The 13,927-nt window shown below is 38.7% G+C and carries 15 protein-coding genes and 1 pseudogene; 6 read left to right on the forward strand and 10 right to left on the reverse strand.

The features are described from left to right. Positions 1-89: 89 nt before the first annotated feature. The 4 genes from AAX18_RS06275 to yceD are packed head-to-tail and all read right to left on the reverse strand — an operon-like array spanning position 90 to position 2,819. On the reverse strand, positions 90-1,040 hold the full coding sequence (locus tag AAX18_RS06275; RefSeq protein ID WP_046953314.1) for a beta-ketoacyl-ACP synthase III: 951 nt from the start codon (positions 1,038-1,040) through the stop codon (positions 90-92). A gap of 20 nt (positions 1,041-1,060) precedes the next feature. After that, positions 1,061-2,080 carry a phosphate acyltransferase PlsX gene (gene plsX / locus AAX18_RS06280; protein ID WP_005627327.1) on the reverse strand — a complete coding sequence of 340 codons (1,020 nt, stop codon included), beginning with the start codon at positions 2,078-2,080 and terminating at the stop codon, positions 1,061-1,063. 21 nt (positions 2,081-2,101) lie between these two features. Continuing rightward, positions 2,102-2,272, reverse strand: a complete 171-nt coding sequence (rpmF, locus tag AAX18_RS06285) for a 50S ribosomal protein L32 (RefSeq protein WP_005544470.1) — start codon at positions 2,270-2,272, stop codon at positions 2,102-2,104. A 22-nt stretch (positions 2,273-2,294) separates the two neighbouring features. Further along, positions 2,295-2,819, reverse strand: a complete 525-nt coding sequence (yceD, locus tag AAX18_RS06290) for a 23S rRNA accumulation protein YceD (protein WP_005627329.1) — start codon at positions 2,817-2,819, stop codon at positions 2,295-2,297. A 158-nt stretch (positions 2,820-2,977) separates the two neighbouring features. On the opposite strand from yceD, the gene asd reads away from it, so the two are divergent. From asd to yedF, 4 genes are all read left to right on the forward strand, one after another. Further along, on the forward strand, positions 2,978-3,847 hold the full coding sequence (gene asd, locus AAX18_RS06295; RefSeq protein WP_032803387.1) for an archaetidylserine decarboxylase: 870 nt from the start codon (positions 2,978-2,980) through the stop codon (positions 3,845-3,847). Positions 3,848-3,871: 24 nt separating this feature from the next. Continuing rightward, positions 3,872-4,495, forward strand: coding sequence for an FKBP-type peptidyl-prolyl cis-trans isomerase (locus tag AAX18_RS06300; protein WP_046953315.1), 624 nt, complete (start codon positions 3,872-3,874; stop codon positions 4,493-4,495). A 203-nt stretch (positions 4,496-4,698) separates the two neighbouring features. Then, positions 4,699-5,919 (forward strand): selenium metabolism membrane protein YedE/FdhT, encoded by a 1,221-nt coding sequence (gene yedE / locus AAX18_RS06305; protein WP_046953316.1) that lies wholly within the window; start codon positions 4,699-4,701, stop codon positions 5,917-5,919. A gap of 17 nt (positions 5,920-5,936) precedes the next feature. Next, positions 5,937-6,206: a sulfurtransferase-like selenium metabolism protein YedF gene (yedF, locus tag AAX18_RS06310; protein WP_005627337.1), complete on the forward strand. Its 270-nt coding sequence runs from the start codon at positions 5,937-5,939 to the stop codon at positions 6,204-6,206. A 61-nt stretch (positions 6,207-6,267) separates the two neighbouring features. Here yedF and AAX18_RS09010 read toward each other — a convergent pair. From AAX18_RS09010 to suhB, 6 genes and pseudogenes are all read right to left on the reverse strand, one after another. Further along, a pseudogene (locus tag AAX18_RS09010) lies at positions 6,268-6,600 on the reverse strand (5-methyltetrahydropteroyltriglutamate--homocysteine S-methyltransferase); the annotation flags it as partial. A 59-nt stretch (positions 6,601-6,659) separates the two neighbouring features. After that, a complete protein-coding gene (locus AAX18_RS06315) occupies positions 6,660-7,865 on the reverse strand; it encodes a BaiN/RdsA family NAD(P)/FAD-dependent oxidoreductase (protein ID WP_046953317.1) in 1,206 nt (401 codons plus the stop codon). Continuing rightward, a complete protein-coding gene (nrfF, locus tag AAX18_RS06320; protein ID WP_046953318.1) occupies positions 7,862-9,019 on the reverse strand; it encodes a heme lyase NrfEFG subunit NrfF in 1,158 nt (385 codons plus the stop codon). The genes AAX18_RS06315 and nrfF overlap by 4 nt, the downstream gene beginning before the upstream one ends. After that, a complete protein-coding gene (locus AAX18_RS06325) occupies positions 9,016-9,546 on the reverse strand; it encodes a DsbE family thiol:disulfide interchange protein (protein ID WP_046953319.1) in 531 nt (176 codons plus the stop codon). The genes nrfF and AAX18_RS06325 overlap by 4 nt, the downstream gene beginning before the upstream one ends. Continuing rightward, positions 9,546-11,453: a heme lyase NrfEFG subunit NrfE gene (nrfE, locus tag AAX18_RS06330; RefSeq protein ID WP_046953320.1), complete on the reverse strand. Its 1,908-nt coding sequence runs from the start codon at positions 11,451-11,453 to the stop codon at positions 9,546-9,548. Before nrfE ends, AAX18_RS06325 begins: the two co-directional genes overlap by 1 nt. 239 nt (positions 11,454-11,692) lie before the next feature. Then, a complete protein-coding gene (suhB, locus tag AAX18_RS06335; protein WP_005633301.1) occupies positions 11,693-12,496 on the reverse strand; it encodes an inositol-1-monophosphatase in 804 nt (267 codons plus the stop codon). A 199-nt stretch (positions 12,497-12,695) separates the two neighbouring features. Between suhB and AAX18_RS06340 the strand changes: the two genes are divergently transcribed. Then, complete coding sequence (locus AAX18_RS06340) at positions 12,696-13,214, forward strand: type II secretion system protein (RefSeq protein ID WP_046953321.1); 519 nt, start codon at positions 12,696-12,698, stop codon at positions 13,212-13,214. Further along, on the forward strand, positions 13,208-13,924 hold the full coding sequence (locus tag AAX18_RS06345; RefSeq protein WP_032825585.1) for a PulJ/GspJ family protein: 717 nt from the start codon (positions 13,208-13,210) through the stop codon (positions 13,922-13,924). Before AAX18_RS06340 ends, AAX18_RS06345 begins: the two co-directional genes overlap by 7 nt. Positions 13,925-13,927: the final 3 nt, after the last annotated feature.

A 13,927-nucleotide genomic window follows, 5' to 3' on the forward strand; every position in this document is an offset into this window, starting at 1 on the left:
CCATCAGGCGAAACCTGACAACAAAATACCAAAAGTGCGGTCAAAATTAACCGCACTTTTTAAACCGCTTACATATTCTAACAAACTAATTAGAAGCGTACTAACGCTGAACCCCAAGTCCAACCACCGCCAAAGGCTTCTAATAATAATAACTGCCCACGTTGAATACGGCCATCTCGAACAGCCTCATCTAAGGCTACAGGCACAGTTGCTGCACTGTTGTTAGCGTATTTATCTAACGTTACCACCACTTGCGACATATCCATTTCTAATTTTTTAGCTGTCGCTGTAATAATACGTAAATTTGCTTGGTGTGGCACAAGCCAGTCTAAATCTTTTTTATCTAAATTATTTTCTAAAAGCGTTTCTTCCACCACATTTGAAAGCTCACGAACTGCTAATTTGAAGGTTTCATTACCTTGCATCTCAATATATCCAGATTTTTCTATACCACGTTCTGGCTGAGCTAAAACAAGGGCATTATTTTTATCTGCTGAAGCATGTAAATGAGTAGAAATAATCCCTTCTTGTTCACCCGCTTCAAGAATGACCGCTCCAGCACCATCACCAAATAGCACAACAGTGCTGCGATCTGTTTCATCTAATTTACGAGAATTGAGATCTGAACCAATCACCAAGGCTTTTTTCACCTTGCCTGCACGAATAAATTGATCTGCCACGCTCAATGCATAGACAAAGCCTGTACAAGCTGCGGCTAAATCAAAAGAAATCGCATCATCAATATTTAATAAACCTTGCACTTGGCACGCGGCACTTGGATAAGCATGTGAATTACTTGTAGTTGCAACAATAATCAGTTCAATATCTTGAGGATTAATTTGAGCAGCCTCGATCGCATTTTTTGCTGCCTCAAATCCCATTGTTGCAACAGTTTCATCTGCCGCTGCGATACGACGTTCACGAATACCGGAACGAGTGACAATCCATTCATCTGATGTATCAACCATTTTTTCCAATTCCGCATTTGTGCGGATGTAGCTTGGTAAATAACTACCAGTAGATAAAATTCTGCTATTCATAATAAATAAAAATTAAGTCATTAATAACGAGAAAGCCCAGCCAATATTTTTTCTGGAAGTTGCTGGCGAGCTTGGAAAGCGGCATCAGCAATAGCATGTGCAAAAGCATTCACGTTTGCACTACCGTGACTTTTTACCACCACAGCTTTTAAGCCAATAAGTGATGCGCCATTATATTCATCAGGGTTAATTCGTTTCAAGCGTTTATAGCATTGTTTAAATACAAAGCGAAAAAGCCAAGCAAGAATGGGCTTTATAAAACGTGAATTCGCTTTATCTTTAAACAAAGATAACAAATTTCTCACCGCCCCTTCTAAGGTTTTCAACGCGACATTGCCTGCAAATCCATCACTCACAATTACGTCGGCTTTCCCATTCAATAAAACATCACCTTCGATAAATCCGACATAATTAAGTGCGGTTGATTTTTGCAGTAAATTAGCAGCATCACGAATAGATTGATGGCCTTTGATTTCTTCAATACCAATATTCAATAATCCAATTCTCGGATACACCAAATTAAGTCGAGCTTCAGCAAAAATCGCACCCATTATAGCAAATTGATAAAGATTTTCCGCACTACACTCAATATTTGCACCAAGATCCAACATCACTGATTTTTCACCATCAATGGTCGGAATAAAAGAAATCAATGCAGGACGTGCAATGCCTTGTAAAGGCTGCAATAAAATCTTCGACAATCCCATTAATGCCGCTGTATTGCCCGCACTGACACAACCTTGCGCTTTGCCACGTTGTACCGTTTCTAATGCTAAACGCATTGATGTACCTTTACTATGACGCAACGCATAAGATATGCCTTGATTATTTTCGATAACACTTGAGCAATGTTGAACTTGTATTCGTTCTAAAACTGATTGAGAACAGTTATTGAGAAGAGGAGAAATTTGTTGGCTATCGCCAAAGAGGATTAAAGAAAGCTCAGGATCATTTTCCAACGCTAAAAGAGAGGCAGAGATAGGAATACGGGGACCAATGTCCCCGCCCATCACATCTAACGCCAAGGTTAGACGAGTCAAGTGAATACCTATAAGTAAAAATTACTTATTGATCACTTTACGACCACGATAGTAACCATCTGCAGTTACGTGGTGGCGTAAGTGAGTTTCACCGCTTGCTTTATCCACTGATACTGCAGCAGTAGTTAACGCATCGTGTGAACGACGCATGTCACGACGTGAACGAGATTTTTTATTTTGTTGAACAGCCATTGGCCATACTCCTAAATTTAATTTACTTTTGCTTTAAATTAGCTAATACAGCGAACGGGTTCGGTTTTTTTGCCAATTCGTCAGGCAATTCGCCAAAAACCTGTTCCTGCGCGGACACTTCACAGTGTTCAGATGAATGCATTGGTACAAGCGGCAAAGCTAAAATTAGCTCATCTTCCACCGTGCCAATTAAATCTATTTCGCCAAACTCATTGAACTCGATTGGCTCATAAATTTCCGGCAATACATCAGCTTGATCCCAATTAGCCACTGGACTATAAGTAAACTCACATTCCAATGTTTGTTTGTAAGGCTCGTTACAACGCTGACATTCTAATTCAACATCAACTTGTACATTACCTTTCATCACCACTAATTTTTGTGGATCAATATAAAACGATAATGTTACCTGCGCATCGCTGAGCACGTTTACCACTGATTCGGCCAAACGCTCAAGCTGATTAGCAGCATAATAGCCAACATAATCAAGCCGTCTTTGAGCATCTTTTACCGGATCAACGGTTAGGGGTAGTTTTACCTTTTGCATAGGGCGTGAATATTACCTGTTGTTGCGAAGATAGTCAAAGGGAAATCACATTTTTTATTGGATAACTCAATAAAGGAAATTATCCGCTAACTAAAAAGGTTGGAACTATAACAAAAATTGCTATAATCACGCCTCTTTTTTAACAAGGAAAGATAATGATGACTTCAAATTCTTATTGGCAACGCTTGAAAGTGGCATTTCAATATGTCATGCCACAAATTTATTTAACTCAAATTGCAGGCTGGTTTGCTAAACAAAAATGGGGTGTACTAACCCATGTTGTAATTAAAGCTTTTGCAAAAAAATACAACATTGATATGAGCATTGCGCAAAAAGAACAATTTTCTGATTACGCAAGTTTTAATGAATTTTTTATTCGTCCGTTAAAAGAAAACGCGCGTCCAATTAATCAAAATCCTACCGCACTTTGTTTACCAGCAGACGGTCGCATTAGCGAGTGCGGTCATATTGACGATAATCTTTTATTGCAAGCTAAAGGCCATTTTTTCAGCCTAGAAGACTTACTGGCAGAAGATAAAGAATTAGTGGAAACCTTTAAAAATGGTGAATTTGCCACTACTTATCTTTCTCCTCGTGATTACCACCGAGTGCATATGCCGTGTGATGGTACGCTACGCAAAATGATTTATGTGCCAGGGGATTTGTTCTCTGTGAATCCATTTTTAGCTCAACATGTACCCAATTTATTTGCGCGTAATGAACGAGTGATTTGTGTTTTTGATACTGAATTTGGCACAATGGTACAAATTTTGGTCGGTGCAACCATCACTGCAAGTATTGGCACAACTTGGGCGGGCGTAATTAATCCACCACGCCACAACGAAGTGAAAACTTGGACTTATGAAGGCGAAAGTGCGGTCAAATTATTGAAAGGTCAAGAAATGGGTTGGTTCCAACTTGGTTCGACAGTGATTAATTTATTCCAAGCAAATCAAGTCCGTTTAGCTGATCATTTAAGCGTCAACGAACCTGTTCGCATGGGCGAAATCTTGGCATATAAAAAATAATTTTTAACGAAAGGAAAACATCAAATGAATTTTGAACAAGTAAAATTAGAAAGCGTTTCTGAAAAAGGTAGCTACGGGATTGGTTTGCAAATTGGCCAACAATTAGCCGATAGCCAAATGGAAATCACCGTTGAAGCTGTAGCGAAAGGTATCTTTGACGCATTAAATCATAATCAACCTGCATTAGACATCAATGAGTTAATGCATTCTGTTCAAGCTCTTCAACAACAAGCCGCTGAAGCACAACAAGCGCAATTTAAAGCCATTGAAGAAGAAGGCAAAAAATTCTTAGAAGAAAATGCGAAAAAAGCAGGTGTGAACGTAACCGACAGCGGTTTGCAATACGAAATCATGACTGAAGGCAATGGCGCAAAACCATCTGCAACAGATAAAGTGCGTGTACACTACACGGGTACCTTACCAGATGGCACCGTATTCGACAGTTCTGTTGCTCGCGGCACACCAGCTGAATTCCCAGTAAATGGTGTAATTCGTGGTTGGGTTGAAGCATTACAAATGATGCCCGTTGGTTCTAAATGGAAACTCACTATTCCACACGAACTTGCTTACGGTGAACGTGGCGCTGGCGCATCAATTCCGCCATTCTCAACACTCGTATTTGAAGTAGAATTATTAGATATTCTTTAATCGAAAAATATGATATCTATAAAGGCAAAGCTATAAAGGTTTTGCCTTTATTGTTAAAATAATGTTATCATTTTACCTGACAAATTTCATTTGTCTTATATCGCAAGTTTTGTGTATAGGAAAATGGGCACTTCTTTTTTCACTGCATTCATTATTTATACCTTTCTTGCAAATCTTTCTTTTCAATAAATTTAGGTTATCTTATGAAAGAGATTTGGCTACAATTTAAACAAGATTATTTAATTAAATACTGGAATCCGATTGTCGCAGTGACTGCAGCAGGTTTGCTTTCCGCTTATTACTTTGGGGTAACAGGCACTTATTGGGCTGTTACAGGGGAATTTACTCGGTGGGGAGGACATGCATTACAAGCATTAGGCGTTGATGTATCTGAATGGAGTTACTACAAAATCATAGGAATGCAAGGTAATATCTTCTCACGTGTTGATGGTGTCATGATCTTAGGCATGTTTGCAGGTTGTATTTCTGCAGCACTTTGGGCAAATAATGTAAAATGGCGCAACCAACCACATAAACGTCGGATTGTTCAAGCTTTAATTGGCGGTGCATTAGCAGGATTTGGTGCACGTTTAGCAATGGGATGTAATTTAGCTTCACTTTTTACGGGTATCCCACAATTTTCGGTACACGCTTGGTTCTTCACTATCGCAACAGCAATAGGTACTTATGCTGGTGTGAAAGTCACATTATTACCAATATTTCGCATTAAATTAGAACTGAAAAAAGGCGCAGCGAAAATAAAAGAAACAGATCCTAAACAAGCACAACGCCTTTTCTGGATTGGTATGGTTGTATTTTTTGCTTATCTTATTGCTTCACTTTATGTCATGACTCAATCTATTAAACTTGGTTTTGCTATGGTTTGTGGTTTGGCTTTCGGGTTATTAATTGAACGAGCTCAAATTTGTTTTACCTCAGCTTTCCGTGACTTATGGGTAACTGGGCGTGCTTATATGGCAAAAGCGATTATTTTTGGAATATTAGTGGGTACCATTGGTGTATTTAGCTACATTCAACTTGGCGTTTCGCCTAAGATTATGTGGGCTGGCCCCAATGCGATTATTGGCGGTTTATTATTCGGCTTTGGTATTGTACTCGCTGGTGGTTGTGAAACAGGTTGGATGTATCGCTCAATGGAAGGTCAAGTACACTTTATGTGGGTTGGCTTAGGTAATGTAGTCGGTTCAACTTATCTCGCCTATGTTTGGGATGATATCGCCCCTGTTTTAGCACTTGATTACGAAAAACTTAATTTACTAAAATCTTTCGGGCCCGTAGGTGGCTTACTTGTGAATTACGGTTTATTAATTTTATGTTTAATTGCCGTAGTCTGGTGGGAACGTCGTTTCTTAGCCAAAGCAAAATCTCAAATAACCGCACAAACTGGCTGTGGATGTAATTAACCAAAAGGAGCATAATCATGGCATTTACTATTGTTCAAAAATTAGATAAAGATCCAAAAGACATTTCACCCGATTATACATTAGATACGTTAGGCGAACCCTGCCCTTACCCCGCTATTGTAATGTTAGAAACCATGCCACAATTACAAAAAGGTGAAATTTTAGAACTATTAAGCGATTGCGCACAATCTATCAATAACATTCCTATTGATACTAAAAATCATGGCTATACACTGCTAAGTGTAGAGCAAGATGGAACAAAATTGCGTTACTTAATTCAGCGTTAATAAATGGCTCCATAAGGAGCCATTATTATCTACCAATAAAATCAAATTAATCTTCGTCCCAAACCTCTTTAGCGATTTCTTCGCGTGTAGCATAAATGCCCATATCCCACAGGATAGGATACATTAATTGATTGGGACTAGGGATGGTGTATTTAACTATGCCACGATCACCAACAATAGCATTCAATTTCTTAAAATGCTCAATAAATAGATGATTTGGATACCTGCATCTAACTGATGCTTGGAATAACTTTGTAATTTCTTGATCTTCAATCTCAGTTAATTGTTCACGAGAAATTTCACCTTATCCAAATTTTAAACGAGCCTCTTTTAATGCTTGTGAGCGTAAATAAGAGCCTACTGTGGCTGCATGTAATGGGAGATTTTTTGATATTTTACTTCCTTATTTTATGATTTAATTAAAAGAATTCTAACGTATTTTCTACACCCCTTCTATTTTTCACTAATTCCTTGTGAACAAGCATAAGCCGAGCTCCACGCCCATTGGAAATTATAGCCACCTAACCAGCCAGTCACATCCAATACTTCACCAATAAAATATAAACCGCTGACTTGGTTGCTTTCCATTGTTTTAGAAGAAATTACTTTAGTATCCACACCGCCCATTGTCACTTCAGCCGTACGATAGCCTTCCGTACCATTTGGAGTAAATTCCCAGTGATGAATAAAATCCACCAGATTTTTTACCCGCACTTTGCTGATATTAGCGATAACTTCATCTTGCACAAGGCCTTGTTCAATCCAGAGTTCAACCAATTTTTTCGGCAATAATCGAACCAAGATGGTTTTCAACATTTGTTTTGGTGAATGTTGTTTTGCTTGATTAATGTCCTCTTCTAAATTGTGGTTCGGTAATAAATCAATTTCCACTGACTCAGTGGGCTGCCAATAATTGGAAATTTGCAATACCGCAGGGCCTGAAATACCGCGATGAGTAAACAAAAGCTGGTTATGAAAAGATTTTCCGCTCTGCGCTGTGATCGTGACTGGCAAGCTAATACCTGAAAGTGCGGTTAAAAATTTATCTGTTTCTCGATACGTAAAAGGTACCAAACTCGCTCGTGGAGGAATAACAGGAATGCCAAATTGTTCCGCGATTTGATAACCAAATGGCGTTGCACCAAGCCCTGGCATAGAAAGCCCGCCCGTCGCGACAATCAAATTTTCACATTGCCATTGGGTTGAATTTACCTGTAAAACAAACCGCACTTTTTCATCATTTTGAATCCGTTCAACTTGAGAAACTTCACTACGCAATAAAATCTTAGCGCCATATTTATCGCATTCAGATTCCAGCATTTCAACGATTTGTTCTGCGCCCTCATCGCAAAATAATTGCCCCAATTCCTTTTCGTGATAAGCAATCCCCTGCTCCGCCACTAAAGAAATAAAATCCCAGTTGGTATAACGAGCCAGTGCCGATTTGACGAAATGAGGATTTTGCGAAAGGTAATGAGCAGGCGTAACCTCTAAATTCGTGAAATTACAAAACCCACCGCCCGACATCAAAATCTTACGTCCGATTTTTTTGCCGTTGTCGAAAACTGTCACTGACTTGCCTAACTTAGCCAACTGTGCCGCGCAAAATAATCCTGCCGCACCTGCACCAATAATAATGTTTTCAGAATATTGGCTCACGGATTTTGCCCTTTTTCACCACGTTGTAAAAAATCCAACATCTTCATTCGTTGAATAACTGAACGACGATCCACTGCCGCATTCCCAGAATCTAATAACTGCTGTAAATACGCACTGGCTTGTTGATATTGGCGATTTTCTAAGGCAATCGTCGCTAGCAAAGAAAGACTCGATACTTCATTTTTATCTTTTGCCAAAGCTTCATTCAAAAGTTGCTCTACTTTTGAGGTCACTTGCTGACCTGCTTGATAATAAAGTGCGGTAGCTGCCAAGCCTAAAATATTAGGTTTACTGCCTGATATTTTTTCTGCATTAGAATAAGCAATAAGCGCACTGTCAAATTCATTATTCTGCACATAGGCTTCCCCAAGTTGAAGCCAAGTTTCCGCATTATTCGGATCAGTACGCAGTTTATTTTGGATCTTCTCAATCATATTTTCATTTTTGTGTTCATCATTCATTTCAACATTTTGATTATGTTGCTCAATCATTGATTGCTCACCTTGTTGAACACGACTAAAACGATCAAGGGAAAAATAATAAGCGGTTGGAATGGCCATTAATAAAAAGAAAACCACAAAAGAAAGTTTGTGATTAGTTTTCCCGAAAAAATCTGTCTTTTGTTCCTTTTGCTTAGGATCCGAATGAGACTCAGCATTAACAGAAAAATATCGTTGTTCTTTTTCCAACACGCTTCTCTGTTCGACTGAAGATAAAGCCGATTTTTTTCTATTTGAGAAATAAAGCAATGCTGCAGCTAAAATTAAAAGAGCGACTGGCAATAGCCACAACAATGCCGTATTCCATTTGAACGGTGGTTTATAATTCACAAAATCACCAAATCTAGCGGTCATTTGATCGATAATTTGCTGATTACTTTTGCCCTCATCCACCATTTTGTACACTTCAAGACGCAAGTCATAAGCAATAGGCGAATTAGATTCCACCAAATTTTGGTTCTGACATTGTGGACAGCGTAAAGATTTTGCCAACTCTACGGCGCGAGTACGATCATCTTGATTTTGAAATTGATAGGTATCCACCATTTCCGCTTGGGCGAATAAGGAAAATGCGAATAAAAGTGCGGTCGCAAAAAAGACTATTTTTTGAACCTGAATAAAACCGCGAGTAAAAATATCTAATATGCTTTTCATTTGTTCTTCATTGCTTCAATTTTTGGCAAAAATACCGTTTGCCAAGTTTCTTTATCCAGTAAACCCGAATGGCGATAACGAATCACACCATTTTCATCTACAAGATAAGTTTCTGGCGCACCATCGACGCCCAATTTTAATCCCAATTCCCCATGACTATCATCAATGGTTAAGACGAACGGATTGCCCATTCGTTTAAGCATTTCAATGCCATTTTGCGGATTGTCGCGATAATCCACACCTACAATAGGCAACGTTTTTGCAATCTCAATCAACAGAGGATGTTCTTCCTTGCAATAACCACACCAACTGCCCCATACATTTAATAAAAATGGCTGTTTGGGAAAATCTTTCGGGCTTACGATTTGTGACGGCTCATGTAAATTATCCTGATAAAACTCCGGAACAGGTTTATCAATTAAAGCCGAAGCAATTTTTTTCGGATCTTGATTTAACCCTGCAATTAATAATACACACACACCTAAGAGCACAAAGAGCGGTGCAAAAAAGATAAGTTTTTTGTTCATTATTTTTCCTGTTTTCTGCGTAATCCGAAAACGCTACAAAGTGCGCCAAAGGCCATTAAAATACCGCCAGCCCAAAGCCAACGAATCAGAGGTTTATAATGTAAGCGGAAAGTAAATTCTCCTTTGCCGAGAGAATCGCCCATCACAATATATAAATCCCCCCAAAAACCGCCATCAAGCCCCACTTCGCTCATTGTCATTGTTCGCACATCGTAATAACGGTGCTCAGGGATAATTTCTGCGTAAGGTTTGCCATTTTCAGTTACGTCAAAAAAGGCAACTTCTGCCGTAAAATTTGGCCCGATTTCATTAGAAAATTGGCGATAGTGAAATTCATATTGCCCCAGCATTTGACTTTGTTGCGGTGCTAAACGCACACCAATTTCACTGCCAAAATAACCGCTCATCACCGCACCGATAGTCACAATCGCCACGCCACAATGCGCTAAAATCATACCAAATTGAGACAAGCGAATTTGTTGCCAATTTTGCCATAAAGTGACAAATAAAAGCCAAATCGCAAGAGTTAATAACACAAAGGCGAAAGCATGGAAATTCAACGCAGAATTATTTCGTATCTGTTGCCAAATCATCAAGCCAGCAAGGATTAAAGACGGAATCAACAACCATACGCAACGTATCAATAATGTGCGATCAAATTGCATCCAACGAATGGTGAGTGAAATCACCATTAGGATTAAAATGACCGTAATAATTGGAAAGAAAATACTATTAAAATAAGGACTTCCCACCGAAATTGATCCCCAATTCATCGCTTGGAATAACATGGGGTAAAAGGTGCCTAAAAAGGTAGAAACAGTGGCGATGGTCAGCAAAATATTCAGCAATAAAATACCACCCGATTTAGAAACGAACTGAAATTTCACCGCTCTTTCTGATGAACTGCCTGCTCGTAAGGCGAATAATCCAAAGGCTAACACCGTCAAAACAAAGAAAATTAATAACAACACATAACCGCGCGTGTTATCCAATGCAAAAGCGTGCACAGAAGTGAGAGCTCCAGAACGAACAATAAACGTGCCTAATACACTAAAGGCAAAAGTAAGCATAGAAAAAAGCGTTGTCCAATAACTAAATACGCCTTGTTTTTCCGTCACCATTAAACTGTGCAATAACGCTAAACCAAGCAACCAAGGCATTAAAGACGCATTTTCTACGGGATCCCAAAACCACCAACCGCCCCAGCCGAGTTCGTAATATGCCCACCACGCGCCGAGCACAATACCAATGGTTAAAAACAACCAAGAAACCAACACCCAACCACGCATTGAGCGCGCAATTTGTCGTGCAGATTGGTTATAAATCAAGGCACTCAAACTCATTGCAAAATTCACCGCAAAGCCCACATAGCCAAGATATAACAACGGTGGATGGAAAATAAGTCCCACATCTTGCAACATTGGATTGAGATCGCGCCCTTCTGCGGGTGCAGGGAAAATGCGTCCAAATGGATTGGAATAAAATAAAATAAACACCACAAAACCAAAGCAAATCAATCCCAATAAAGATAAAGATTGAGCGGAAAAAGTGCGGTCATTTTTTCGATTAAAAAAAGCAAAAGCAGCAAGCCATAAACTCAATGAAAATAACCAAAACAACATTGAACCTTCATGTCCGCCCCAAGTGGCAGCCACTTTAAAAAATGTAGGTAATTGGGAATTAGAATGTGCCGCTACATATTCAAGGGTGAAATCATCCACCGCAAAAGAATAAGCAAGCAAACCAATTGAGAACGTCGTCGCAAGGGTAAAAATATAACTAAGCGGCCAAGCGGCATTAATTAAAGTCGAATTTTTTTTGAATAACCCAAATTGTGGCACTAACGCAAGAAAAAATGCGCTAGCTGTTGCGAGCAAAAGAAGGAAAAAGCCAAGTTCTGGAAGCATAATGTCGTCGTTTTCTTCGTTGAGGTTCAGATTCGTCCATTGACGAGTTATTTACTAATTAAAAAACACACGCCAATTTAAATCCGTATGAAAGTGCATTTTTCTCACCCAAATTCTACCGAAAATCCTAACTTTTGCACGCAGTTTGTGATTCACTTCAATAGGATAAATATGATTTGTACGGTAGATTTTTCATAAAAAAATAGCGCCCTATTGGCGCTATTCCAGTTATCAAAGAATTAATTATTAAATTCAGCACCTAAACAAGGGCGGATTTTATTTAACATTTCTTTTATTACGCGTGATGGTGCGGCAATGATATTACCACTGCGTAAGTAGCCGTTACCTGCATCAAAATCACAGACTAAACCACCCGCTTCACGCACGATTAAATCGCCCGCTGCGCAATCCCATGCTTTTAAGCCCATTTCAAAATAACCATCAATACGATTTGACGCTACATAGCATAAATCTAATGCTGCAGAACCAGTGCGACGGAAATCCGCGGCATCTTCAATTAAGGCATTCATCATTGCAAATTGAGTTGGCATTAATTTTGGTTGTTTGAATGGGAAACCGGTCGCTAAAATTGAACCTTGAATTTCACGTTTACTATCTACACGTAAACGTACTTCATTTAATTTTGCGCCTTCACCACGCACAGCGGTAAATAATTCATTGCGGATTGGATCGTAAACAACCCCAACTTCAGTACGATTTTTTACACGAATTGCGATAGAGACGGCAAAATGAGGAAGGCCCGTCATAAAATTACGGGTACCATCTAGTGGATCAATCACCCATTGTACATCGCTATCTTTGCCTTCAAGCGCACCCGTTTCTTCACTGATGATGGTGTGGTCAGGATAAGATTTACGAATAATTTCAATGATTTCTGCTTCTGCCGCTTTATCAACGTTTGTCACATAATCATTAATACCTTTTTGTGTGCTTTCGATAGCATCACGGCGTTCATAATTTTTAGCAATCACATTGCCCGCTTTTCGTGCCGCACGAATTGCGATATTTAACATTGGATTCATATTTCCACCAGATTTTAAAGAACAGAAAAATTACGCGCCATTATAGCGAGATTTGCCAAAATAACCAGTTGAAAATTATAAAACAATGGTTTTTATAGGTTTTCAGGAAAACTTTGTGATACGGATCGCAAAAATAGCATGAAGTGATTTTTCCATTAATTATTTACCATTAAAGTGCGGTAGAAAATTGGAGAGTTTTATGCAGAAAGGTGTGACATTAGTGGAATTATTGATTGGGCTAGCAATTATCAGCATTGCGCTGAGTTTTGCCGTGCCATTATGGCAAACAGACTCACCTAAAACGATTTTAGCCAAAGAGCAACATCGCCTGTATTTATTTCTACGACAAATTCAAGCTCGGGCAGAAAATTCATCAGAAGTCTGGTTCCTGCTGATAAATCGTAACCTTGCGACACAACAATGGTGCTTAACGGCACAAGTAAAAAATGATCAAACTTGCGATTGTTTAAACCCAATAAACTGCCCGAAAGAAGCCTATGCTCATTTTTACTATCCTTATTTTCCTAAAAAAACGATGATTCAAAGCCATTATATTTATCCCAAAGAAATCACGAGGTTTTATGGTGCGCGTAATACCAGTGTGACTCGTTGCTTTATTCTGCAAGCGGAAAATGAACGTACATTATTTTCATTTTTCAATGTTGGCAGTATTCGTTTGAAAACCAATCAAGCGGCTAGTGCATGCAATCAATCATGAAAATATTATTAAAAGGGCAAACCCTATTAGCACTAATGATTTCGCTGGCGTTATCATCTTTATTATTGCTAAGCATTTCACATTTTTATGTGCAAATACAAACTCAAAATCAACACATGTTATTGCATTTAAAACTACAAGCAGAATTACAACGAACATTACAGCTCATTGGTAAAGATCTTCGGCGATTAGGATTTAGAGCATTAAATACAAAAGGAACAGAAAGCAATTTATCTTTATTTGAATTAGATGAACAAGGCACTGCCATTTTCATTAGCCAAGAAGATAACGCCCCACTTAATAGCTGCGTGTTGTTCTTTTATGATTTAAATAAAAATGGGTGTATTGGCAAAGATTCACCAAAAACCTGTATGAAAAATGGGAAAAATACATCGAAAAACAGCACTGAAGAATTATTCGGTTATAAAGTGAGTAACAAAACGATAAAAACCAAACTGACTTATCAAAGTGTTATTCCTACTAATTGCACAGCAGAAACTTGTAAACGAGCTTTTCAACAAACCGCTTGCAACGCAGGGGGTGGTTGGACAGATTTATTAGACAACAATGAATACGAAGTCACTACCCTACAATTTAATTGGTTAATTGAAGGCAAAGGATTAGAAATCAAGCTAAAAGGAAATTTAAAACAAACCCCAAACATCAGTTATGAAACATCCCTTGTCGTTGCACTATGGAATCAAAAATAACGG

It is taken from the genome of Haemophilus haemolyticus, assembly GCF_001008205.1.
Lineage (GTDB): Bacteria > Pseudomonadota > Gammaproteobacteria > Enterobacterales > Pasteurellaceae > Haemophilus > Haemophilus haemolyticus_Q.

What these genes read in the sequence shown, in the direction of transcription:
- AAX18_RS06275 (WP_046953314.1), bottom strand. Translation starts at nt 1,040, where the DNA reads ATGAATAGCAGAATTTTATCTACTGGTAGTTATTTACCAAGCTACATC.
- rpmF (WP_005544470.1), bottom strand. Translation starts at nt 2,272, where the DNA reads ATGGCTGTTCAACAAAATAAAAAATCTCGTTCACGTCGTGACATGCGT.
- yceD (WP_005627329.1), bottom strand. Translation starts at nt 2,819, where the DNA reads ATGCAAAAGGTAAAACTACCCCTAACCGTTGATCCGGTAAAAGATGCT.
- asd (WP_032803387.1), top strand. Translation starts at nt 2,978, where the DNA reads ATGACTTCAAATTCTTATTGGCAACGCTTGAAAGTGGCATTTCAATAT.
- AAX18_RS06300 (WP_046953315.1), top strand. Translation starts at nt 3,872, where the DNA reads ATGAATTTTGAACAAGTAAAATTAGAAAGCGTTTCTGAAAAAGGTAGC.
- yedE (WP_046953316.1), top strand. Translation starts at nt 4,699, where the DNA reads ATGAAAGAGATTTGGCTACAATTTAAACAAGATTATTTAATTAAATAC.
- yedF (WP_005627337.1), top strand. Translation starts at nt 5,937, where the DNA reads ATGGCATTTACTATTGTTCAAAAATTAGATAAAGATCCAAAAGACATT.
- nrfF (WP_046953318.1), bottom strand. Translation starts at nt 9,019, where the DNA reads ATGAAAAGCATATTAGATATTTTTACTCGCGGTTTTATTCAGGTTCAA.
- AAX18_RS06325 (WP_046953319.1), bottom strand. Translation starts at nt 9,546, where the DNA reads ATGAACAAAAAACTTATCTTTTTTGCACCGCTCTTTGTGCTCTTAGGT.
- nrfE (WP_046953320.1), bottom strand. Translation starts at nt 11,453, where the DNA reads ATGCTTCCAGAACTTGGCTTTTTCCTTCTTTTGCTCGCAACAGCTAGC.
- suhB (WP_005633301.1), bottom strand. Translation starts at nt 12,496, where the DNA reads ATGAATCCAATGTTAAATATCGCAATTCGTGCGGCACGAAAAGCGGGC.
- AAX18_RS06340 (WP_046953321.1), top strand. Translation starts at nt 12,696, where the DNA reads ATGCAGAAAGGTGTGACATTAGTGGAATTATTGATTGGGCTAGCAATT.